The sequence below is a fragment of the Microbacterium fluvii genome, from assembly GCF_025515205.1.
GTDB lineage: Bacteria > Actinomycetota > Actinomycetes > Actinomycetales > Microbacteriaceae > Microbacterium > Microbacterium fluvii.
Genome location: NZ_JAOPFX010000002.1, coordinates 309,750 through 331,308, shown reverse-complemented (window position 1 = coordinate 331,308; position 21,559 = coordinate 309,750). Strand labels below are relative to the sequence as shown.

At 71.3% G+C, this 21,559-nt stretch carries 17 protein-coding genes; 7 read left to right on the top strand and 10 right to left on the bottom strand.

Annotation, left to right across the window (positions count from 1 at the left end):
* Positions 1-6 precede the first annotated feature (6 nt).
* The 3 genes from OAW74_RS10200 to OAW74_RS10190 are packed head-to-tail and all read right to left on the bottom strand — an operon-like array spanning position 7 to position 3,025.
* Positions 7-1,065 carry a phosphotransferase family protein gene (locus OAW74_RS10200; RefSeq protein ID WP_262874253.1) on the bottom strand — a complete coding sequence of 353 codons (1,059 nt, stop codon included), beginning with the start codon at positions 1,063-1,065 and terminating at the stop codon, positions 7-9.
* Positions 1,062-2,267 (bottom strand): acyl-CoA dehydrogenase family protein, encoded by a 1,206-nt coding sequence (locus OAW74_RS10195; protein WP_262874252.1) that lies wholly within the window; start codon positions 2,265-2,267, stop codon positions 1,062-1,064. Before OAW74_RS10195 ends, OAW74_RS10200 begins: the two co-directional genes overlap by 4 nt.
* Positions 2,264-3,025 carry an SDR family oxidoreductase gene (locus tag OAW74_RS10190; protein WP_262874251.1) on the bottom strand — a complete coding sequence of 254 codons (762 nt, stop codon included), beginning with the start codon at positions 3,023-3,025 and terminating at the stop codon, positions 2,264-2,266. The genes OAW74_RS10195 and OAW74_RS10190 overlap by 4 nt, the downstream gene beginning before the upstream one ends.
* A 160-nt stretch (positions 3,026-3,185) precedes the next feature.
* Here OAW74_RS10190 and OAW74_RS10185 point away from each other — a divergent pair, with 160 nt between their 5' ends.
* The 4 genes from OAW74_RS10185 (at position 3,186) to OAW74_RS10170 (ending at position 8,836) form a co-directional block, all read left to right on the top strand.
* The gene (locus OAW74_RS10185; protein ID WP_316250218.1) at positions 3,186-4,337 is read left to right on the top strand and encodes an acyl-CoA dehydrogenase family protein; all 1,152 of its coding nucleotides are present in this window, start codon (positions 3,186-3,188) and stop codon (positions 4,335-4,337) included.
* 14 nt (positions 4,338-4,351) lie between these two features.
* Positions 4,352-5,560, top strand: coding sequence for an acetyl-CoA C-acetyltransferase (locus OAW74_RS10180; RefSeq protein WP_262874250.1), 1,209 nt, complete (start codon positions 4,352-4,354; stop codon positions 5,558-5,560).
* Positions 5,561-5,583: 23 nt separating this feature from the next.
* Complete coding sequence (locus tag OAW74_RS10175; RefSeq protein WP_316250217.1) at positions 5,584-7,761, top strand: 3-hydroxyacyl-CoA dehydrogenase NAD-binding domain-containing protein; 2,178 nt, start codon at positions 5,584-5,586, stop codon at positions 7,759-7,761.
* 109 nt (positions 7,762-7,870) lie between these two features.
* On the top strand, positions 7,871-8,836 hold the full coding sequence (locus OAW74_RS10170) for an NAD(P)H-dependent flavin oxidoreductase (protein ID WP_262874466.1): 966 nt from the start codon (positions 7,871-7,873) through the stop codon (positions 8,834-8,836).
* Between the two features lie 84 nt (positions 8,837-8,920).
* On the opposite strand, the gene OAW74_RS10165 is transcribed toward OAW74_RS10170, so the two are convergent.
* Positions 8,921-9,529, bottom strand: coding sequence for a TetR/AcrR family transcriptional regulator (locus OAW74_RS10165; protein WP_262874249.1), 609 nt, complete (start codon positions 9,527-9,529; stop codon positions 8,921-8,923).
* 238 nt (positions 9,530-9,767) lie between these two features.
* On the opposite strand from OAW74_RS10165, the gene OAW74_RS10160 reads away from it, so the two are divergent.
* The gene (locus OAW74_RS10160; protein ID WP_262874248.1) at positions 9,768-11,261 is read left to right on the top strand and encodes an aldehyde dehydrogenase family protein; all 1,494 of its coding nucleotides are present in this window, start codon (positions 9,768-9,770) and stop codon (positions 11,259-11,261) included.
* A 7-nt stretch (positions 11,262-11,268) separates the two neighbouring features.
* Here OAW74_RS10160 and OAW74_RS10155 read toward each other — a convergent pair whose 3' ends face one another.
* Positions 11,269-12,633, bottom strand: coding sequence for a TetR/AcrR family transcriptional regulator (locus OAW74_RS10155; protein WP_262874247.1), 1,365 nt, complete (start codon positions 12,631-12,633; stop codon positions 11,269-11,271).
* 181 nt (positions 12,634-12,814) lie between these two features.
* Between OAW74_RS10155 and OAW74_RS10150 the strand changes: the two genes are divergently transcribed.
* On the top strand, positions 12,815-14,386 hold the full coding sequence (locus OAW74_RS10150; protein ID WP_262874246.1) for an AMP-binding protein: 1,572 nt from the start codon (positions 12,815-12,817) through the stop codon (positions 14,384-14,386).
* A 4-nt stretch (positions 14,387-14,390) separates the two neighbouring features.
* Positions 14,391-16,043 carry an alcohol dehydrogenase catalytic domain-containing protein gene (locus OAW74_RS10145; protein WP_262874245.1) on the top strand — a complete coding sequence of 551 codons (1,653 nt, stop codon included), beginning with the start codon at positions 14,391-14,393 and terminating at the stop codon, positions 16,041-16,043.
* 231 nt (positions 16,044-16,274) lie between these two features.
* Here OAW74_RS10145 and OAW74_RS10140 read toward each other — a convergent pair whose 3' ends face one another.
* The 5 genes from OAW74_RS10140 to OAW74_RS10120 all read right to left on the bottom strand — a co-directional run bounded on the left by OAW74_RS10140 (position 16,275) and on the right by OAW74_RS10120 (position 21,454).
* Positions 16,275-17,051: an enoyl-CoA hydratase-related protein gene (locus OAW74_RS10140; protein ID WP_262874244.1), complete on the bottom strand. Its 777-nt coding sequence runs from the start codon at positions 17,049-17,051 to the stop codon at positions 16,275-16,277.
* The gene (locus OAW74_RS10135) at positions 17,051-18,235 is read right to left on the bottom strand and encodes a bifunctional 2-methylcitrate synthase/citrate synthase (RefSeq protein ID WP_262874243.1); all 1,185 of its coding nucleotides are present in this window, start codon (positions 18,233-18,235) and stop codon (positions 17,051-17,053) included. The genes OAW74_RS10140 and OAW74_RS10135 overlap by 1 nt, the downstream gene beginning before the upstream one ends.
* A 9-nt stretch (positions 18,236-18,244) precedes the next feature.
* Positions 18,245-19,144, bottom strand: a complete 900-nt coding sequence (gene prpB / locus OAW74_RS10130; protein WP_262874242.1) for a methylisocitrate lyase — start codon at positions 19,142-19,144, stop codon at positions 18,245-18,247.
* 145 nt (positions 19,145-19,289) lie between these two features.
* The gene (locus tag OAW74_RS10125; RefSeq protein WP_262874241.1) at positions 19,290-20,810 is read right to left on the bottom strand and encodes an MmgE/PrpD family protein; all 1,521 of its coding nucleotides are present in this window, start codon (positions 20,808-20,810) and stop codon (positions 19,290-19,292) included.
* Entirely contained in the window at positions 20,807-21,454 is a 648-nt protein-coding gene (locus OAW74_RS10120; RefSeq protein ID WP_262874240.1) for a GntR family transcriptional regulator, read from the bottom strand. Before OAW74_RS10120 ends, OAW74_RS10125 begins: the two co-directional genes overlap by 4 nt.
* Positions 21,455-21,559 lie beyond the last annotated feature (105 nt).

The window sequence follows — 21,559 nt, the reverse complement described above, 5'->3', positions numbered from 1 at the left end:
CACCGACTACGAGCCCCGCGCCTCGCGTTCGGCCTCCCGCAGCAGCAGGGGAACGCCCTCTGCCAGCCGGGGCGCGAACTCGTCGCCCGGCCGCTCGCCGTCGCACCAGCGGGTGTAGATCGCCTCGCAGAACACGGCGGCCTTGAACAGGGCCAGCGTCCGATACCAGCCGAGCGCGCCGAGGTCGGCGCCGGTGCGCAGGGCGTAGCGCTCGGCGAGCTGCGCGCGCGAGGGGAATCCCTCCCCTCGCGTGACCGGCGTCAGCTCCAGCGGCGTCACGGCGGCACCGGGCTCGGCATAGGTCGCGAGGAAATAGCCGAGATCGGCGAGCGGATCGCCGAGGGTCGCCATCTCCCAGTCGAGGATCGCCTGCACCCGCACCGGCGCCTCCGGCGCGAGCATCAGGTTGCCGATGCGATAGTCGCCGTGCACGACCGACGCGCGCGCCGACGTCGGCACGCGCGTCGCGAGCCCCTCCGCCAGCCGGTCGACCTCGACGAAAGACCGCCTGGACACCGTCGGCCACAGCGACGCGAACCGCGACACCTGGCGCGAGAGATAGCCGTCTGGGCGGCCGAGCGTCGCGAGCTCGCCCTGCGACACGTCGACCGCGTGCAGGTCGGCGAGGGCGTCGACCGCGGCCCACGCGATCGCGGCGGGGTCCGACGCGGACATGGCAGGCACCGCATCCGTCACCACGACCCCGTCGAGCCGCTCCATGAGATAGAACGGCACGCCCAGCACGCTTTCGTCGTCGCACACCGCGACGATGCGCGGCACCGGCACGCCGGCATCGGCGAGCAGCCGCTGCACCCGCGCCTCCCGCAGCATGTCGTGCGTCGTCGGCGGCAGCGGCGGGCGCGGTCCGCGGCGCAGCACGAGCCGCCGCGCGCCGACATCGAGGCCGTAGGTGACGTTCGAGTGCCCGTCGCCGATGCGCGCCCACGACAGGTCGCCCGAGAGCCCCACCGACGACAGATACTCGCGCAGCGACTCGATCACCAAGAGGGGCGGATGCGGCATCCTCTGCGCGTCGGCGCGCGTCAGGGCGACGTCGTCGCTCACGACACCTCGTCTCGCCGCGGCTCGCCGGCGGCCACCTCGCGGGCACGGGCCCGCGCCGCACGGCGCGCGATCACCCAGCGGTGGGTCTCGCTCGAGCCGTCGTAGATGCGGAACGGCCGCACCTCGTTGAGGTACTGGATGAGCGGCAGGCCCGAGCTCACGCCGTCGCCGCCGCACAGCTGCACGGCGCGGTCGATGACCCGCCACACCGCCTCGGAGCAGTGCACCTTCGCGATCGACGACAACGCCGCCCCCGCTCGGGGGTCGGTCTCGAGCACCCGGGCGGCCTTGTCGATGAGCGCGTCGGCGGTCTCGAGGTCGATCGCGCTGTCGGCCAGCAGCGCCTGCGCGACGCCGAGGTCGGCCAAGGGCGACCCGAACAGCTCGCGGGCGTTGGCGCGGTCGAGCGCGATGTCGAACGAGCGGCGCGCGAGCCCCAGCCACCGCATGCAGTGCGTCAGGCGGGCGGGCCCGAGCCGCACCTGCGCGTAGCGGAAGCCCTGACCGGGGTCGCCGAGCACCTCTGCGTCGGGCACGAACACGCCGTCGAACCGCACGTGCGGGTGGCCGCCCGCGATCGCCGCCTCGATCGTGCGGATCGACGGGCCGATCGTGATACCGGGGGCATCGAGCGGCGTCAGCAGCATCGTCGCGCCGGCCTCGAAGTCGCCTTCGGCCTCGGTGCGGGCCATCACGATCGCGAAGCCCGCCCCCTCTGCTCCCGAGATGAACCGCTTCTCGCCGTCGATCGCCCAGCCGCCCTCGACCCGCCGCGCCGTCGTGGCGAGCGCGTCGGGGTCGGATCCGGCGCCCGGGTGCGGCTCGGTCATCGCGAACGACGAGCGGATGCTCCCCGCCACCAGCGGCCGCAGCCACCGCTCCTGCTGCTCGGGGGTGGCGACCTTTTCGAGCAGGCGCATGTTGCCCTCGTCGGGAGCCATGCAGTTGAGCACGGCGGGGCCGATCGGCGAGTACCCGGCCTCCTGGAACACCGGCGACCAGTCGGTCAGGGGCAGCCCCAGCCCGCCGAAGGCGACCGGGGCGTGCGGCGCGTAGACGCCCGCGTCGCGGGCGGCCGCGCGCAGCTCGTCGAGCACATCGGCGCCGAGGGTCTCGCCCCACCCGGGTTCGGCGGGGATCACGACCTCGCGCACGAACGCGCGTGTGCGGGCCGCGAGGGCGGTGGCAGCATCCGTCGTCATGCCGTCCCTCCCGCGTTGAGCAGCCCGCCGTCGAGCGTGACGACCTGCCCCGTGATCCACGACGACCGCTCCGAGCACAGGAACGCGACCGTCTCGGCGACGTCTTCGGGCACCCCGAGCCGGCCGAGCGGATACTCCGCCGCCACGTCGTCTTCCCGCCCCTCGTAGAGCGCGCGGGCGAAGCGGGTCTTGACGACCGCGGGGGCGACGGCGTTGACGCGCACCGAGGGGGCGAGTTCGACCGACAGGGTGCGGGTGAGGTGGCTGACGGCCGCCTTGCTCACGCCGTACCAGCCGATGCCGGCCGACGGCATGTCGCCGGTGACCGACGACAGGTTGACCACGGCGCCGGCGCCGTGAGCGCCGAGGCCGTTGCGCAGTGCGCCCTGCGTCCAGGCGAGGGTGCCGACGACGTTGACCTCGAGGATCTTTCTCGCGGCCTCGAGGTCGAGCTCCGCGAGCGGCCCGTAGACGGGGTTGATGCCGGCGTTGTTGACGAGGATGTCGAGGCGGCCGAACGCGCGGTCGACCTCGGCGAACACCTCTTCGCGATGGGCGGGGTCGTCCGCCCCACCGGCGACGCCGATCGCGCGCCCCTCGGGCAGCGCCGAGACCGCCTCGGCGAGCGCCTCGGCGCGACGGGCCGTGAGGCACACCGACGCACCGCCTGCGGCGAGGCGCTGTGCGATCGCCAGCCCGATGCCCCGGCTCGCGCCGGTGACGACGGCGACCTTTCCGGCGAACTCCGCCTCGGTCATGGCATCTCCTTCGATCCACGGATTTTCTCATCTTGATTAAACTCGGCGCCGCGCGCAAGCGCCACACATACAGAGAACCGAAGCCCACTTGCATCCTGCGCTTTTGAATGCATAATAAAAACGGATGCCGCATCGACGCGGCGCGGAAGGGATGCCGGCGATGGCGCTGACCCGAGACCTGTACGACGAGGAGCACGAGCAGTTCCGCGAGATCGTGCGCGACTTCGTCGACAAGCACGCCCGCGCGAACGTCGAGCGGTGGGACGCGGCGGGCAAGGTCGACCGCGAGCTGTTCACGGCCGCCGCGGAGGCGGGCATCCTCGGCTTCGGCATCCCCGAGGAGTACGGCGGCGGCGGCGCCGACGACTTCCGCTTCAACGCGATCATGGGCGAAGAGCTCGCCCGCCACCCGGTCTCGAGCGGCATGGCCGGCATCGCGCTGTCGAACGACATCGTGATCCCCTACTTCACCGAGCTGACCAGCGACGAGCAGAAGCAGCGCTGGCTGCCCGGCATCGCCGCCGGCGAGAAGATCGTCGCGGTCGCCATGACCGAGCCCGGCACCGGCAGCGACCTGGCCGGCATCCGCACCTCGGCGGTGCGCGACGGCGACGACTACGTCGTCAACGGCTCGAAGATCTTCATCTCCAACGGCCAGAACGCCGACCTCGTCGTCGTGGCGGTGCGCACGAGCGCCGACCCGCACCGCGGCCTCAGCCTGCTGGTCGTCGAAGACGGCATGCCGGGGTTCACCCGCGGGCGCAACCTCGACAAGATCGGCCTGCACGCGCAGGACACGAGCGAACTCGTCTTCGCCGACGTGCGGGTACCCGCGGCGAACCTGCTCGGCGACGAGGGCTCGGGCTTTCTCGGACTCATGCGCAACCTGCCGCAGGAGCGCCTCTCGATCGCGGCCGCCGCCGTCGCCTCGGCCGAAGGCGTCATCGAGCGCACCCTCGGCTACGTGACCGAGCGCACCGCGTTCGGCAAGCCCATCGGATCGTTCCAGAACACCCGGTTCGAGCTGGCCGAGATGTCGACGGCCGCGGCCGTCAGCCGCGCCTACATCGACGCCGCGATCCGCCAGCACTGCGCGGGCGCGTTGAGCGCGACGGATGCCGCAGCCGCCAAGTTCTGGACGACCGAGCAGCTCGTGACCACCGTCAACCGGTGCCTGCAGCTGCATGGCGGCTACGGCTACATGCTCGAATACCGCATCGCGCAGGACTACCAGGATGCGCGCATCACCACCATCTACGGCGGCACGACAGAGATCATGAAAGAGATCGTCGGCCGCGACCTCGGCCTGTGAGCAGGGAGACACCCATGACGAACGCGTACATCTACGACGCCGTGCGCACCCCGCGCGGCAAGAACCGGGGCGGATCGCTGCACGCGACCAAGCCCGTCGACCTCGTGGTCGGCCTCATCGACGCCCTGCTCGAGCGCAACCCCGGGCTCGACGCCGAGCAGATCGACGACATCGTGCTGGGCGTCGTGTCGCCGGTCGGCGAGCAGGGCGGCGACATCGCGCGCACGGCGGCGCTCGTGGCCGGCCTGCCCGAGACCGTCGCCGGCGTGCAGGTCAACCGGTTCTGCGCGTCGGGCCTGGAGGCCGTGAACCTCGCGGCCCAGAAGGTCGCGTCGGGCTACGAAGACCTCGTGCTCGCCGGCGGCGTCGAGTCGATGTCGCGCGTGCCGATCGGCTCGGACGGCGGCGCCTACGCGCAGGACCCGACCACCGGCTACGACAACTACTTCGTGCCGCAGGGCATCGGCGCCGACCTCATCGCCACGCTCGAGGGCTTCTCGCGCGAAGACGTCGACGCGTTCGCCGCCCGATCGCAGGAGCGCGCCGAGACGGCGTGGCAGGAGGGCAGGTTCGCCCGCTCGATCGTTCCGGTGCGCGACATCAACGGCGTCCTCGTGCTCGACGCCGACGAGCACCGTCGCCCTGGCTCGACCGTCGAGAGCCTGGGCGCGCTGCCGGCCAGCTTCGCCGGCATCGGCGACCAGGCCGGCTTCGACGCCGTCGCGCTGCAGAAGTACCACTGGGTCGAGAAGGTCGACCACGTGCACGGCCCGGGCAACTCGTCGGGCATCGTCGACGGCGCGGCCCTCGTGGTCGTCGGGTCGAAGGAGGCCGGCGAGCGCCTCGGCCTCACGCCCCGCGCCCGCATCGTGGCGACGGCGGTCACCGGCTCCGAGCCGACCATCATGCTGACCGGCCCCACCCCCGCCACCCGCAAGGCGCTCGAGCGCGCGGGGCTGACGACCGACGACATCGACCTGTTCGAACTCAACGAGGCGTTCGCGGCCGTCGTCATGAAGTGGCAGAAGGACCTCGGCATCCCCGACGACAAGGTCAACGTCAACGGCGGCGCCATCGCGATGGGGCACCCCCTGGGCGCCACCGGCGCCATGATCCTGGGCACCCTGCTCGACGAACTCGAGCGCCGCGACCTCAAGCGGGGCCTCGCGACCCTGTGCGTGGGCGCGGGCATGGGCATCGCGACAGTGATCGAGCGGGTGTGAGAGACATGAACGAGGAGACGACAGTGGCCGCAGCATCCATCAGCTACGACGGGTACGCGTGGGAGCAGGATGCCGACGGCATCGTGACCGTGACGATGGACGATCCGGGCAGCGCGGTCAACACGATGAACCCGCACTTCGTGCAGGCGCTCGAGGCGACCGTCGAGCGCCTCGAGGCCGAGCGCGACGGGATCGCGGGGGTCATCCTGGCCTCGGCGAAGAAGAGCTGGTTCGCCGGCGGCGACCTCAACCTGCTGCGCGCGGCCGACCCCGCGAAGTCGGCGGAGGAGACGGCGCACATCGAGCACGTCAAGGCGCTGCTGCGCCGCATCGAGACGCTCGGCACGCCCGTCGTCGCGACGATGAACGGCACGGCGCTCGGCGGCGGCCTCGAGGTCGCCCTCGCATGCCACCACCGCATCGCCGCCTCCGACGCGCGCGGCGCCCAGTTCGGCCTGCCCGAGGTCTCGCTCGGCCTCCTCCCCGGCGGCGGCGGCGTGACGAGGACCGTGCGGATGCTGGGACTCCAGCGCGCCCTGCAGGACGTGATCCTGCCGGCCACCCGCTTCCGCGCCGACGACGCGCTCGCGGTCGGGATCATCGACGAGGTCGTGCCGGGTGCCGAGCTCGTCGACCGCGCGAAGGCCTGGATCGCGGCGAACCCCGCGCCGGTCAAGCCCTGGGACGAGAAGGGCTTCCGCCTGCCCGGCGGCGCCCCCACCTCCCCCGGCGTCGCCTCGATGCTGCCGGCGATGCCTGCCCTGCTGCGCAAGCAGCTCAAGGGCGCGCCCATGCCGGCGCCGCGCGCCGCCATGGCCGCCGCCGTCGAGGGCGCCTACGTCGACTTCGACACGGCCTCGACGATCGAGACCCGCTATCTCGTGCAGCTCACGCACGGCCAGGTCGCCAAGAACATGATCAAGGCGTTCTTCTTCGACCTGCAGCAGATCAACTCGGGGGCGTCGCGCCCGCAGGGCTTCCCCCGGTTCCAGGCCACGAAGGTCGGCGTGATCGGAGCCGGCATGATGGGGGCTGCGATCGCCTACGTCTCGGCCAAAGCCGGCATCGACGTCGTGCTCAAGGACGTCTCGGCCGAGGCCGCCGAGAAGGGCAAGGACTACGCCAGGGGTCTCGAGGCCAAGGCCCTGGCGCGGGGCAAGACGACACAGGACCGGTCGGATGCGCTGCTGGGCCGCATCCGCCCCACCGGCGATGCCGCCGACTTCGCCGGCGTCGACTTCGTCATCGAGGCCGTCTTCGAGTCGGTGCCGGTCAAGCAGGGCGTCTTCCAGGAGATCGAAGACATCGTCGCCCCCGACGCCGTGCTCGGCTCGAACACGTCGACCCTGCCGATCACGGAGCTCAGCGAAGGCGTGAAGCGCCGCGACGACTTCATCGGCATCCACTTCTTCTCGCCCGTCGACAAGATGCCGCTCGTCGAGATCGTGCGGGGGCGCAACACGAGCGACGAGGTGCTCGCGAAGACGTTCGACTACGTGCTGCAGATCCGCAAGACCCCGATCGTCGTCAACGACTCGCGCGGCTTCTTCACGTCGCGGGTGATCGGCCAGTTCATCGCCGAGGCGGTCGCCGCCGTCGGCGAGGGCGTCGAGCCGGCCTCGGTCGAGCAGGCGGCGCTGCAGGCGGGCTATCCCGCGGGTGCGCTGCAGCTGCTCGACGAGCTCACGATCTCGCTGTCGCGCAAGATCCGCCTCGAGACGCGCGCGGCCGAGGAGGCAGCCGGCAGGGCGTGGGTCGAGCATCCGTCGGAGGCGGTCATGGACTGGATGGTCGTCGACGCCGAGCGCCCAGGCCGCAAGGCCGGCGCGGGGTTCTACGACTACGTCGACGGCCGGCGGGCCGGCATCTGGCCGGGGCTGCGCGAGAAGTACGGGTCTGGTCGCACGACGCTGCCGCTGAAGGATCTGCAGGAGCGGATGCTGTTCGCCGAGGCTCTGGATGCCATCGCGTGCCTCGACGCGGGCGTGCTGACCTCAGTCGCCGATGCCAACATCGGCTCGATCTACGGCATCGGGTTCCCGGCGTGGACCGGGGGCGTGCTGCAGTACGTCAATCAGTACTCCGGCGGCCTGCCCGGGTTCGTCGAGCGGGCGCGCGAGCTCGCGGCGACCTATGGCGAGCGCTTCGAGCCGCCGGCGTCGCTCGTGGCCAAGGCCGAGGCCGGTGAGACCTATGAGTGAGTCGGCTGAGCGCGTTTCGTCTCGCTCCGCTCGCTCAACGCCCGAACAAGAAGCTCCGGGCGCCCCGCGAGGAGCGCAGCGACGAGACGAAACGTCGCAACCCACCCGCATCCGCACCCGGTTCACCGAGGCGCTCGGCATCGAGCACCCCGTCGTGCAGGGCGGCATGATGTGGGTCGGTCGCGCCGAGCTGGCTGCGGCCGTGAGCGAGGCCGGCGGCCTCGGCATGATCACCGCGCTCACCCAGCCCACCCCCGCCGACCTCGTGAAAGAGATCGAGCGCGCCCGCACCCTCACCGACAAGCCGTTCGGCGTCAACCTCACGATCCTGCCGTCGATCACGCCGCCGCCCTACGACGAGTACCGGCGAGCGATCATCGACTCGGGCATCACGATCGTCGAGACCGCAGGCGCCAACCCCGAGCCGCACATGGAGCTCTTCCGCGAGCACGGGGTGCGGGTCATCCACAAGTGCACGTCGGTGCGGCATGCCCTGAAGGCAGAGCGCGTCGGCGTGACGGCCGTCTCGATCGACGGCTTCGAGTGCGCGGGGCACCCCGGCGAAGACGACGTGCCGGGGCTCGTGCTGATCCCGGCGGCGGCCGATGCGCTCAGCATCCCGTTCATCGCCTCCGGCGGATTCGCCGACGGGCGGGGCCTCGCTGCCGCCCTGGCCCTCGGGGCCGACGGCGTGAACATGGGCTCGCGGTTCATGTGCACGATCGAGTCGCCGATCGCGCAGGCGGTCAAGGAGCGCATCGTGGCAGCATCCGAGCTCGACACGAACCTGATCTTCCGGTCCCTCCGCAACACGGCGCGGGTCGCGAAGAATTCGGTGTCTGACGAGGTCGTGCAGATCCTCGCGGCCGGCGGCCAGTTCCCCGACGTGCAGCCGCTCGTCGCCGGCGCCCGAGGGCGCACGGTGTTCGAAGACGGCGACATCGAGGCCGGCATCTGGACGGTCGGTCAGGTGCAGGGGCTGATCCGCGACATCCCGCACGCGGGCGAGGTCGTGCGCCGCACGGTCGCCCAGGCCCGCGAGGTGCTCGCCGCCCGGCTCGCCCAGTTCGCCTGAACCACCCCGCGACTTGGCATCTGTTGCCGCTGCGCCCCGAGCTGGAGCGACAGAAGGTGCCAAGTCGCGGGATGGAGAAGCGGGTCAGGCGCCGGCACCGAAGCGCACCATGTCCTGCGTCGCCCGCACGAGTTCGTCGAGGGTGCGGGTGCGGGGGTTCCACCACTCCACGGCCCAGTTCATCGAGCCCAGCAGCAGCAGGCGGAAGATGTTGAGGTCGATCTCGGGCCGCAGCTCGCCGGCATCCTGCGCGGCGTGGAAGAGGTCGCGCCAGATGCGGCTGTAGGCCGCCTCCTCGGCGGCGGGCCGCACGCGCAGGTGCTCGGGCACCTGCCCCGCGTTGCGCACCGAGGCGGTCGTGTAGTCCGAGATCTGCAGCTCGTAGCGCAGGTGGGCGTCGACGGCAGCGAGGATGCGGTCCATCGGCGTCGCCGACGGGGCGGCGGCCGCGATCACCTCCTCGACGTGCACGCGCACGCGGTGGGCCCCCGCCCACATCACCTCTTCGACGAGGTCGTCGCGCGAGCCGAAGTAGTAGTAGATCGCCGGCGCCTGCACTCCGGCGGCCTCGGCGACGTCGGTGAGGCGCGTGCCGGCGTAGCCCTTGCGACTGAGCACCTGGGCTGCGGCATCCAGGATGCGCTGACGGGTGCGCTGCGACTTCGCCGTCGCGCCGTCCTGTCCTTCGCTCACCCGCGCCTCCCGTTCCGACCGCCGCTCCCCGCCCGCAACTTGGCACCTTCTGCCGGTTCGACCCGCACGCGAGCGACCACAACTGCCAACTTGCGGGGTGGGGGTGAAGCGATTCGCCCCGCGGGCCTCATTCTAACGGGGATTCGAAAAACTTCCGCGCAAGCCTTGTGCGCGCCGTCGGCACCGGCGATACTGTGAATCGCTGTTCACTTCCTGCTCAACGACGAGAGGACCCGACATGTCCCTGCTCGCAGACGGCGCCGCCGCGACGACGCTCACCACCACCGACCCGAAAGACGGCACGGTCATCGCGACCTATCCGGTGGCGGATGCCGCCGCCGTGGCCGCGGCGGTGACCGCCGGCCGCGAGGCCGCCCGCTGGTGGGCGGCCCAGGGCTTCGACGGGCGGAAGAAGCTGCTGCTGTCATTCAAGGGCGCCATCGCCCGCGACGCGCACGGCCTGGCCGACGTCATCGCCCGCGAGACGGGCAAGCCCGCCGGCGACGCACTGCTGGAGGTCATGCTCACCCTCGGCCACCTCGACTGGGCGGCCAAGAACGCCGAGCACGTGCTCAAGCGCCGCAAGGTGAAGGCGGGGCTGGCCAACTACAACCAGCACGGCAGCCTCGGCTACGAGCCCTACGGCGTGGTCGGGGTCATCGGACCGTGGAACTACCCGTTCTACACGCCGATGGGGTCGATCTCGTACGCCCTCGCCGCCGGCAACGCCATCGTCTTCAAGCCGAGCGAGCTGACCCCCGGCACCGCCGAGTGGCTCGCGGCGAAGTGGCGCACCGTCTCGTCGAAGCCCGTCTTCCAGGTGGTCACCGGCGACCGCACGACCGGCGACGCCCTGGTGCGCGCGGGGGTCGACAAGGTCGCCTTCACCGGTTCGACGGCGAGCGCCAAGAAGGTCATGGCCGCCTGCGCCGAGAACCTCACTCCCCTCGTGGCGGAGTGCGGCGGCAAGGACGCACTCATCGTCGCGGCGGATGCCGACCTCGACGCCGCGGCCGACTTCATCGCGTTCGGCGCCTTCGGCAACGCGGGGCAGACGTGCGTCGGCGTCGAGCGGGTCTACGTCGAGAAGCCCGTGCGGGACCCGCTCGTGGCCAAGGTCGTCGAGCGCGCGAAGCGCATCGAGGTCGACGGCGACACCGCGACCTACGGCCCGATGACCCTCGGCACCCAGCCCGGCGTCGTCGCGGCACACGTGCATGACGCCCTCGCCCGCGGCGGGAAGGCCGCCTTCGGCGGCGAGGAGTCGGTCGCCGGCCGCCGCATCGGCCCGGTCGTACTGGTCGACGTACCGGAGGACTCCGACGCCGTGCAGCTCGAGACCTTCGGGCCCACCGTCGTCATCAACACCGTCGCGGGTCTCGACGAGGCCGTCGCCCGGGCCAACGCGACCGCCTACGGCCTCGGCGCCGCCGTCTTCACGAAAGACGCGCGCAAGGGCGAGAAGGTCGCCGCGCAGCTGGTCGCCGGCGTCGTGACGATCAACTCGGTGCTCGGGTTCGCGGCGATCGGCGCTCTGCCCTTCGGCGGACGCAAGGGATCGGGCTTCGGCCGCATCCACGGCGCCGACGGGCTGCGCGAGTTCAGCGTGCCCAAGTCGATCGCCCGGCAGACCCGCAAAGGAGCCCTCAATCTGCTCACGCTCGAGCGCAGCGACCGCGACATGCACCTGGTCGACCGCATGATTCCGATGCTGCACGGCAAGGGCCGCTGAGCGCCGATCACGCGACGCCGAGCACGACCTCGACGAGGTGGGTGAGGCGCACGGCGGCCGACGCGTCGCGGTGCTCGAGCAGCGGAGCCTGGTCGGCGACGACGCCCAGCCCCGCATGCACGAGCACGGCGGCCTCTCGGCCGCTGAGTTCAGGCCGGACGGCCTGCAGCAGCGCCACCCAGTCGGCGATGTGCGCGCGCTGCAGCGCGCGCAGGCGCCGCTGCTCGTCGGGGGCGAGGTTGCCGATCTCGGAGAAGTACACGCGCATGAGGCCGAGGTGCGCGAAGGTGTGGTCGACGTAGGCGCGGCAGAGGCGCGCCAGGGCGTCGTCGGCGGATGCTGCCGCCTCGCGCTCGCGCAGCACCGCGCGTTCGAGCTCGACCGCCGCCCGGTCGCAGGCCGCCAGCAGCAGGGCCGACTTGCCCTCGAAGTGCCGGTAGATGCCCGACGGGGTGAGCCCGACCTGAGTCGCGAGGTCTTCGATCGTCACCTCGTTGTAGCCGCGCGCGGCGAACAGGCGGATCGCGCTCTCGACCAGCTGCTCGCGGCGGGGGGTGGAGGGCAGGGGCGATTCGTCGGAGTGGGATTGCTGCGTTTCGTCTCGTCGCTGCGCTCCTCGCGGGGCGCCCGGAACCGGTTCATCGGGCGCCTCGCGAACGGGGGCGGAAACCTCTCCGGGCGTTGAGCGAGCGAAGCGAGACGAAACGTCCTCGACCTCCCCGGGCGCCCTGCGAGCGAAGCGAGACGAAACGCCCCCAGCCGACGACGCCGCCGGGAGATCGGCCTCGAGCACCCGCCACGCGGCGCCGCGAAGCAGCATCCGCAGCGACTTGGCGGCGACCACCGTGTGGTGCGCCGTGATGCTGGCCACGGCGCTCAGCGCCGCTAGCACGAGCTGCCGCCGGTCGGTCTCGTCGACCTCCGGCCGCAGCACGCGGTGCGCGACCTCGAACCGACCTCGCAGCCGCGTGAACTCTGCCGTCAGCCGATCGCGGTCGTCGCGCTCGAGGTAGCGACCCTCCCAGCGATAGATGCCGCCGGTGGCGCGCAGCTGGATCGTCGTCGAGATCACGGCGTCGAGCAGAGCGTCGATGGCCGCACGGGCCTCGCCCGGCGAGTCCAGCGGCAGCGCCGCGGCGGCGTCGGTGTCTTCGATGAGTCGATGCGCGAGGGCGAGGGCGGTGCGCACGAACAGGGCGTACTTGTTCGGGAAGTGCCGATACAGCGCCGGCGCCGAGATGCCGACGGCCGCGGCGACGTCGCTCATGCCCACGCCGTGATACCCGTGCTCGGCGAAGGCGAGGGCCGCGGCATCCTCGATCCGCTGCTTGCGGTCGCGCGGCCGGGTGCGCTCGGGAGCCGTCGTCGACATGGGTCACACTTTAGTGCGACCGGGGACGGCCGGAGGGATTCCGTGTTCACTTCGGCCCACTCGAAATACGTGAATCATGGTTAACAAAACGCGTGACAAACCCGCTCCTCCGGTGACATACTCGACACCAGCAGCGGCCCGCGCGATGAGGCGCGGGCGACGACAGTCCCGAAGGTGAGTCATGTCAGAGCAGACCCTGATCCCCGCATCCCTGCGTCGCAACCACTGGATGAACCAGGTGACGACGCACGCCGAGATGAAGCCCGACGCCACGGCGTTCAAGTTCCAGGGCGTCGTGACGACGTGGCGGCAGGCGGCCGACCACATGGATGCGTTCGCCGCGTCCCTGCAGCGCCGGGGCGTCGGCTTCGGCGACCGCGTGCTGCTGCTCACCCTCAACCACCCCGGCGTCGTCGAGGCCGTCTTCGGCATCAACCGCCTGGGAGCGATCGCCGTGCCCATCAACATGCGACTCACCCCGCCCGAGATCGCCTACATCGTCGACGACGCGGATGCCGACATCATCCTCGTCGACGCGCAGCTGGCGCCGCTGGTCGGGGCCGTCGGCCAGCTCACCGACCGCCTCACGCGCGTCATCGTGTTCGGGGCCGCGGGCGAGGGCCAGGAGAGCTTCACCGATCTGCTCGCCGAGCCCGTCGGCGACTTCGAGGCCCCCGACGTGCCGGAAGACACCACTTGCCTCATCATGTACACCTCCGGCACGACGGGGCGCCCCAAGGGCGCGATGCTCGACCACATCAACCTGTTCAGCCAGGCGATCACCTGCATCCGCGTCAACGAGGTGTTCACCGAGAACGACATCTCGTTCATGACGGCGCCGCTCTTCCACATCGCCGGTCTCGGGTCGATCGCCCCGAACTTCATCATCGGCATCCCGACGGTGATCCACCCGCTCGGCGCCTTCGACCCGGTGGCTCTGCTCGACGCCTACGAGGCCGAGAAGGCGACGGTCGTGTTCAACGTGCCGCAGCAGTGGCAGGCGATCTGCGCCGTCCCCGGCATCCACGAGCGCGATCTGCACCTTCGCATCATCAGCTGGGGCGCGGCCCCCGCCTCGACGACGGTGCTGCACGCGATGGCCGACGCCTTCCCGAACGCCCTGAACGTCGCCGTCTTCGGGCAGACCGAGCTCTCGCCCATCACGTGCGCGCTCCGAGGCGAGGATTCGCTCCGCAAGATCGGGTCGGTCGGCCGGCCCATCCCGACCATCCAGTACCGCGTCGTCGACGCCGCCGGCAGCGATGTCGCGCCCGGCGAGGTCGGCGAGATCCTCTACCGCGGCCCCAACCTCATGCAGGGCTACTGGCGCAAGCCCGCCGAGACGGCCGAGGCCTTCGAGGGCGGCTGGTTCCACTCCGGCGACCTCGTGCGACAGGACGAGGAGGGCTTCGTCTACGTCGTCGACCGCAAGAAAGACATGATCATCACCGGCGGCGAGAACGTCTACTGCGCCGAGGTCGAGAACGTGCTGTTCGGCCACCCCAAGGTGCTCGAAGCGGCCATCTACGGCCGTGACGACGAGCGCTGGGGCGAGGTGCCGGTCGCCGCGATCGCGCTCCAGCCCGAGCAGGAGCTCACGATCGAGGAGCTGCAGGAGTGGCTCAGCGACAAGCTCGCCCGCTTCAAGCAGCCCAAGGCGCTCGTGATCGTGCCGGCCCTCCCCCGCAACGCGGCGGGCAAGGTCAACAAGGTCGCGCTGCGCGCGGCCGACCGCGAGCCGTCTGCGGTGTGATGCGATGACGGATGCTGTGGCCGCCCTCGTCCGTGAGCGCGGCGGATCCGCCGCGCTCACGGCGGTGCGGCTGCGCGAGCCCGGCGAGGGCGAGATCCTCGTGCGGATCGCCGCGAGCGGCGTGTGCCCGACCGACCTGTTCGCGATCGACGGGGGCGCAGGCGACGTGTTCCCGGCCGTGTTCGGCCACGAGGGCGCCGGGGTCGTCGAGGCGATCGGAACAGGGGTCGACCGCATCCGCCCCGGCGACCATGTCGTGCTGGGCTTCGATTCGTGCGGCTTCTGCGACGCGTGCCGCGGAGGCCATCCGGCCTCGTGCGCGCGCTTCGCGGCACTGAACTACCGAGGCCGCCTCGACGACCTGGCGGTGGATGCGACCGGCGAGCCGGTGCGCACCGCGTGGATGGCGCAGTCGTCGTGGGCGACCAGGGTGATCGTGCGCGAGCGCAGCGCCGCCGTGATCGCGCCCGACGTGCCGTGGGAGGTCGCCGCGACGCTCGGCTGCGGCATCCTCACCGGCGCGGGCACCGTGTTCAACGTGCTCGCACCGGGGCCCGGCGACGTGCTGCTCGTGATCGGGGCGGGCACGACCGGGCTCGCCGCCGTCATGGCCGCCGCCCACCGCGGAGTCGGTGAGATCGTCGTGTGCGAGAGCGTCGCCGAACGACGCGCGCTCGCCCTGGAGGTCGGCGCGACGCGGGCGGTCGCGCCCGCCGACCTCGGTGCCGCGTGGGGCTCGGTGCGCCCGACCCACGCCCTCGACACCGTCGGCACGCAGGGCACGGTCGACGCGGCACTCGAATCGCTCGCGCAGGGCGGCGTGTGCGCGACGATCGCGCTCAAGCCCGGCGAGAACCCCGTGCTCGTGTCGCAGTCGCGACTGCTGTGGGGGCGGGGCCTGCGCGGCGTCATCGAGGGCGACGCCGACGTGCCCCGCGACATCGCGCGCCTGGTCGCGCTGTGGCACGCCGGGCGGCTGCCGGTGGAGCGGCTGATCCGGCGGTACTCGTTCGACGACCTCGACGCCGCCATCGCTGACGCGCGCAGCGGCGAGGTGGTCAAGGCCGTCGTCATGGTCGAGCCCGCAGCGGCCGGAGCGGGGGCGTACAGCGCGAGCGCCGCACGCACGTCGGATGCGGCGGCCGCGCTCGGGGCGGATGCGGCGCGGGTGCCCGCCGGGGACGCGCTGGGGGAAGCACCCGCCGAACTGACAGCCCTGCTGCGCAGCGGCGCCGTACCTGCCGACGACCTGCCCGCCCTGTGGCGCTCCCTGCCGCCGGTGTCGCCGGCCGAGCTGCGCGGCTTCTGGCGCGGCACCGGCCTGACGGCCTCCCACCCCGCGCACCGCCTGCTGGTGCGGCACCGCTGGATCGGCAAGCTCTTCCGCGGCGACGACGACGTCGCCCCGATCGTGGGCCTCGACGAGAACGACGCGCCCTTCGCCGACGTCGAGACCGCCCGCGGCGGCGCGAGCCTGCGCACCGTCGTGCACGACGGCATCACCACGGCCGCGATGCTCTACGACGGGCAGCCGATCGTCGACTGCTTCACCCGGATCGGGCCCGACGCGGTGCTGGGGGTCATGACCGGCCGCGGCACCGCCGCCCCCGGGTCGTACTTCTTCGTGCTCGAGCGCTCCGGGGACCTCGCCCTCTGACCGCGCGGCCGGCACCCGCCCCGTTCAGTCGTCACAAACGGCGACCCGAAGCCCCTCAAGGTCGCCATACGTGACGACCGAAGCCCGCGCAGCATCCACCCCCTCCGTTCAGTCGTCGTAAACGGCGACCGAACTGTCATTCGAGGTCGCCATATGTGACGACCGAATGATCGGATGCGGCGACCCCGGGTCCGTGGAGATCGCCGCGTGCGCGGCCCGCGCGCGGCGCGCTCAGCGGTGGCGGAACTCGGGGGCCCGCTTCTCGCGGAAGGCGGCCATGCCCTCCTTCTGGTCGTCGAGGGCGAACAGCGAGGCGAAGACGCGCGACTCGAGCCGCAGCCCTTCGGCCAGCGTCGTCTGCTGCGCGGCGCGCAGGGCGTCTTTGGCGGCATACACCACCGGCAGCGACTTCGACGCGATCACCTCGGCGACCCGTCCCGCCTCGTCCAGCAGCTCGGCGGCCGGCACCACGCGCGAGACGAGGCCCGCGCGCTCGGCTTCGGCGGCATCCATGGTGCGCCCCGTGAGCACGAGCTCGGCGGCCTTGTAGACGCCGATCGCCCGCGGCAGCCGCTGCGTTCCGCCGAGCCCGGGGATGACCCCGAGGTTGATCTCGGGCTGGCCGAACACGGCGGTGTCGGCGGCGAGGATCACGTCGCACATCATCGCGAGCTCGCACCCGCCGCCGAGGGCATAGCCGGCGACCGCCGCGACGACGGGAGTGCGCAGCCGCGAGAAGGTCTCGAGGCCCGCGAACGGATTCTGCATCGACATCTCGTGCGCCGACTTGTCGGCCATCTCCTTGATGTCGGCGCCCGCCGCGAACGCCCGCTCGCTGCCGGTGAGCACGATCGCGCCGACACCCTCGTCGTCGTCGAAGGCGGATGCTGCCGCCGCCAGCTCGGAGGCCAGCTGCGAGTTCAGCGCATTCAGCGCCTGCGGACGGTTGAGGGTGATCCAGCCGACGCGGCCGCGCTGCTCGACGAGGATCGTCTCGTACTCGGCCATCAGCTCGCGGCCTCTTCCGGCCGCTCGAGCGCCTCGAGTGTCGCGGTGTCGGCGACATAGCCCTCGATGTGGCGCTCGTCGGGGCCGTTGTACTCCGACAGCGGGCGGATGAGTGCGTTGGCGGCCATCTGCTCCATGATGTGCGCCGTCCACCCGACCACGCGCGCCGCGACGAACAGCGGCGTGAAGGTGAGCGTGTCGAAGCCCATGAGGTTGTAGGCGGGCCCAGAGGGGTAATCGAGGTTCGGGTAGATGCCCTTGCGCCCCACGAACTCGCCCTCGAGGGTGTCGTAGAGCTCGCGGATGTCTGCGCGGTCGTAGTGCTCGACGAGCGAATAGAACGCGGCCTGCATCGTGGGAACCCGCGAGTCGCCGCGCTTGTAGACGCGGTGCCCGAAGCCCATGATCTTGCGCTTCGAGGCGAGTGCCTCGTCGAGCCACGGCACGACGTTCGACGCCTCGCCGATCTCGTCGAAGATGTGCATGACGGCCTCGTTCGCCCCGCCGTGCAGCGGCCCCTTGAGCGCGCCGATCGCCCCGACGACGGCCGAGTAGAGGTCGCTGAGGGTCGACGTGATCACGCGCGCCGTGAAAGTCGAGGCGTTGAACGAGTGCTCGGCATAGAGCACGAGCGACCGGTTGAACGCGTCGACGACGAGGGGGTCGGGCTCTTCACCGAAGGTCATCCACAGGAAGTTCGCCGCGTAGTCGAGGTCTTCGCGCCACTCGATCGGCTCGAGCCCGTGCCTGCGGCGCTGCCCGTAGGCGACGATGGCGGGGAGGGCGGCGTAGAGGTGCAGGCTGCGCTCGCGGTTCTGCTCGACGGTGCCGACGGCATCCAGCACGTTCTCGATGCCGGCGAGGTCGAGCGCCCCGATGACGCTGACGGCGGTGCGCACCTCGTCCATCGGGTGCGAGTCCAGCGGCAGCGCATCGATGGCGGCCTTGACCTCGGGCGCCAGCGCCCGCCACGGCCTGCCGTCCTCACGCTGCGCCTCGAGCTGCTCGGCGGTCGGCAGCTCGCCGTTCCACAGCAGGTACGCGACGGCGTCGGCGGGCTGCGTGGCCGCCAGCTCCTGCACGGGGTAGCCCCGGTACAGCAGCGAGTTGGTCTCGGGGTTGACCTTGCTGACCGCGGTGTAGTCGACGACGACTCCCGCGAGGCCCTTCTTGATGTCGGTCATGCGGTGCTCCTAGCGCTCGATCTGGAAGTTGAAGACGCTCGTGTCGAAGTGGTTGTAGTCCTCGTAGTCGATCAGGTCGTAGAGGTCGGCGCGGTGCTGCATCTCGCCGAGCTTGGAGGTGAGGTGCCCCTCGTCGGTGAGCGTATCGAGTGCGCGGGATGCTGCGCCCATCGCGATCCGCAGCAGCGACACGGGCCAGATCACGATGTTGACCCCGACGTCGCGCAGCTGGTCGACCGAGAAGAGGTCGCTCTTTCCGAACTCGGTCATGTTCGCGAGGATCGGCACGTCGACCGCCGCCCGCATCGCGGCGAACTCCTCGAGCGTGCGCATCGCCTCGGCGAAGATCGCGTCGGCCCCCGCGTCGACGAGCGCCTTGGCGCGGTCGGTGGCGGCATCCATCCCCTCCACGGCGCGGATGTCGGTGCGCGCCATGATGAGGAAGTTGTCGTCGCGGCGGGCATCGACGGCGGCGCGGATGCGCTTCAGCGCCGTGCCTTCGTCGACCACCGCCTTGCCGTCGAGGTGACCGCAGCGCTTGGGGTTGACCTGATCTTCGATGTGAGCGCCGGCGATCCCGGCGTCTTCGAGGGTCTGGATCGTGCGGGCGACGTTCATAGGCTCGCCGAAGCCGGTGTCGGCGTCGATGAGGGCGGGGAGGTCGGTCATCCGCGCGATCTGCTGCCCGCGCCCGGCGACTTCGGTGAGTGTCGTCAGGCCGATGTCGGGGAGCCCGAGGTCGGCCGAGAGCACGGCACCCGAGATGTAGACGCCCTCGAACCCCTTGCGCTCGATGAGCCGGGCGCTCAGCGGATTGAACGCCCCGGGAAAGCGCAGCAGCTCACCCGTCGCCAGTCGTTCGCGGAACGCGCGGCGCTTGGAGTGCGCCGGCACGGTGGAGTACAGCATCAGCGGGCCCCCGTCGTCGAGAGCTGCGAGCGTTTCGTCTCGGTCGCTGCGCTCCCTCGCTCAACGACCGGGTGCTTCCGGGAGACGAAACGGCCCGACGCCTTCCGGTCGTTGAGCGAGCGCAGCGAGACGAAACGGCCCGACATCAGAAGAGCCCCTTCGGCGCGGGGGCACCGAGCAGCAGGCCGGGCTTCGCGACGATCGTGAGCTGCTGCACCTCGTCGGCGCTGAGCTCGGGCAGGCGCTGGGCGAGCTCGAGGAAGCGCTCGATCTCTTCGGGCTCGAGCACCGGCTCAGCGAGGATGCGGAACTTGCGCACGTAGTCCTCGCGGGCGAACGGGCGGGCGCCGAGCGGGTGCGCATCGGCGACGGCGATCTCGTCTTCGATCACGGTGCCGTCGGTCAGGCGGATCTCGACGCGACCGCCGAAGGCCTTCTCGTTCGGGTCTTCGGAGTGGTAGCGGCGCGTCCACTCCGGGTCTTCTGCCGTCGTGATCCTGTGCCACAGCGCGACGGTGTCCTCACGGCCCGCCCGCTCAGGCAGGTACGAGTCGACGTGGTGCCAGCCGCCGTCCTGCAGAGCGACCGCGAAGATGTACGGGATCGAGTGGTCGAGCGTCTCGCGGGAGGCGGTCGGGTCGTACTTCTGCGGGTCGTTCGCCCCAGAGCCGATCACGTAGTGCGTGTGGTGGCTCGTGTGCAGCACGATCGCCTCGACATCGGCCGGGTCGAAGGCGGCCTCGTTGTGGAGCTTGCGCGCCAGGTCGATCCACGCCTGCGCCTGATACTCGGCCGAGTGCTCCTTCGTGTACGAGTCGAGGATCGCGCGCTTGGGCTCGCCGGCGGCCGGCAGCGGCACGTCGTACGACGCGTCGGGGCCGTCGAGCATCCACGCGATCACGCCGTCTTCGCCCTCGTAGATCGGCGACGGGCTGGTCTCGCCGCGCATCGCGCGGTCGACCGCCTCGACGGCCATCTTGCCGGCGAAGGCCGGGGCGTGCGCCTTCCACGTCGAGATCTCGCCCTTGCGCGACTGGCGGGTCGCCGTCGTCGTGTGCAGGGCCTGGCCGATCGCCTGGTAGATCGTCTCGACGTCGAGGCCGAGCAGGGTCCCGATGCCGGCGGCCGCCGAGGGGCCCAGGTGTGCCACATGGTCGATCTTGTGCTTGTGCAGCGAGATGGCGCGCACGAGGTCGATCTGCACCTCGTAGCCGGTGGCGATGCCGCGCACGAGCGCCGCGCCGTCGGCGCCGACGTGCTGGGCGACCGCGACGATCGGCGGGATGTTGTCGCCGGGGTGCGAGTACTCGGCGGCGAGGAACGTGTCGTGGTAGTCGAGTTCGCGCACCGCGACTCCGTTGGCCCACGCCGCCCACTCCGGGCTCGTCTTGCGGTCGAGGGAGCAGCCGAACACCGTGGCGCCCGATCCCGACACCGACACGGCGTGGTCGAGCGCCTGCTGGCGGGCGGCGCTGACGGGTGCGCGGGTGAGGGATGCGGCGGCCACCGACGCGTTGTCGATGACACGGTTGATGATCATCTCGACGACGTCGTCGTCGACGGCGACCGGGTCGGCGGCGATCTCGGCGAGATGCCACGCGAGCTGGCCTTCGCGGGCCAGGTTCTCGTCGCTGCGGTGCACACGCAGGTGGTGGGTGATGGTCATGATGCTGCCTCCAGAGAATCGAGGATGCTGGTGAGCGCGTTGTGCAGGTGCACGTGCGTGGCGTGGGCCGCCAGGTCGGTGTCTCCGGCCGCGATCGCCGCGGCGATCAGCCGGTGCTCGGCCACGGAGGCCGAAAGACGGTCGGGATTGTCGCGGGCGAGCCGGCGCACCCGCACGAGGTGGGTGCGCACCGTCCGCAGGGCCGCGGTGAGGTAGTCGTTGGCGACGGCCGCGTCGAGAGCGGCGTCGAAGCGGGCGATGACGCCGTAGTAGGCGTCGGCATCGGCGACGGGGTCGACCGCGGCGAACTCCGCAGCGAATCCCGAGAAGACGTCGGCCGTGGCAGGGGTCCGGTCGCGCTGCCGGGCGGCGGCCAGTCGCGCGGTCGTCTCTTCGAGGGCGCGGCGCAGCTCGAACAGCTCACGGATGTCGTCGGCATCGATGTCGGTGACCACGGTCACGCGGGCGGACTGCTGGGCGACGAGGCCGTCGGCGCCCAGGCGCCCCAGCGCCTCGCGCAGCGGCGTGCGGCTCACGCCCAGTCGGGTGGACTGCTCGACCTCACCCAGCACGGTGCCGGGGGCGAGCGCCCCGGTCTGGATCTCATCGAGGAGCACCCGATAGGCACGATCGCTTGCGCGCACGGCGTCACCTCCTCGGACGCCTCAGTGTATACACAAAGCGGGCATCGGTGCCAGGCGGATGCCCAACACCCCGTTTTGCGTATACACTCCGCATTCGCCGTTCGG

What these genes read in the sequence shown, in the direction of transcription:
- OAW74_RS10195 (WP_262874252.1), bottom strand. Translation starts at nt 2,267, where the DNA reads ATGACGACGGATGCTGCCACCGCCCTCGCGGCCCGCACACGCGCGTTC.
- OAW74_RS10190 (WP_262874251.1), bottom strand. Translation starts at nt 3,025, where the DNA reads ATGACCGAGGCGGAGTTCGCCGGAAAGGTCGCCGTCGTCACCGGCGCG.
- OAW74_RS10185 (WP_316250218.1), top strand. Translation starts at nt 3,186, where the DNA reads ATGGCGCTGACCCGAGACCTGTACGACGAGGAGCACGAGCAGTTCCGC.
- OAW74_RS10180 (WP_262874250.1), top strand. Translation starts at nt 4,352, where the DNA reads ATGACGAACGCGTACATCTACGACGCCGTGCGCACCCCGCGCGGCAAG.
- OAW74_RS10160 (WP_262874248.1), top strand. Translation starts at nt 9,768, where the DNA reads ATGTCCCTGCTCGCAGACGGCGCCGCCGCGACGACGCTCACCACCACC.
- OAW74_RS10155 (WP_262874247.1), bottom strand. Translation starts at nt 12,633, where the DNA reads ATGTCGACGACGGCTCCCGAGCGCACCCGGCCGCGCGACCGCAAGCAG.
- OAW74_RS10150 (WP_262874246.1), top strand. Translation starts at nt 12,815, where the DNA reads ATGTCAGAGCAGACCCTGATCCCCGCATCCCTGCGTCGCAACCACTGG.
- OAW74_RS10145 (WP_262874245.1), top strand. Translation starts at nt 14,391, where the DNA reads ATGACGGATGCTGTGGCCGCCCTCGTCCGTGAGCGCGGCGGATCCGCC.
- OAW74_RS10140 (WP_262874244.1), bottom strand. Translation starts at nt 17,051, where the DNA reads ATGGCCGAGTACGAGACGATCCTCGTCGAGCAGCGCGGCCGCGTCGGC.
- OAW74_RS10135 (WP_262874243.1), bottom strand. Translation starts at nt 18,235, where the DNA reads ATGACCGACATCAAGAAGGGCCTCGCGGGAGTCGTCGTCGACTACACC.
- prpB (WP_262874242.1), bottom strand. Translation starts at nt 19,144, where the DNA reads ATGCTGTACTCCACCGTGCCGGCGCACTCCAAGCGCCGCGCGTTCCGC.
- OAW74_RS10125 (WP_262874241.1), bottom strand. Translation starts at nt 20,810, where the DNA reads ATGACCATCACCCACCACCTGCGTGTGCACCGCAGCGACGAGAACCTG.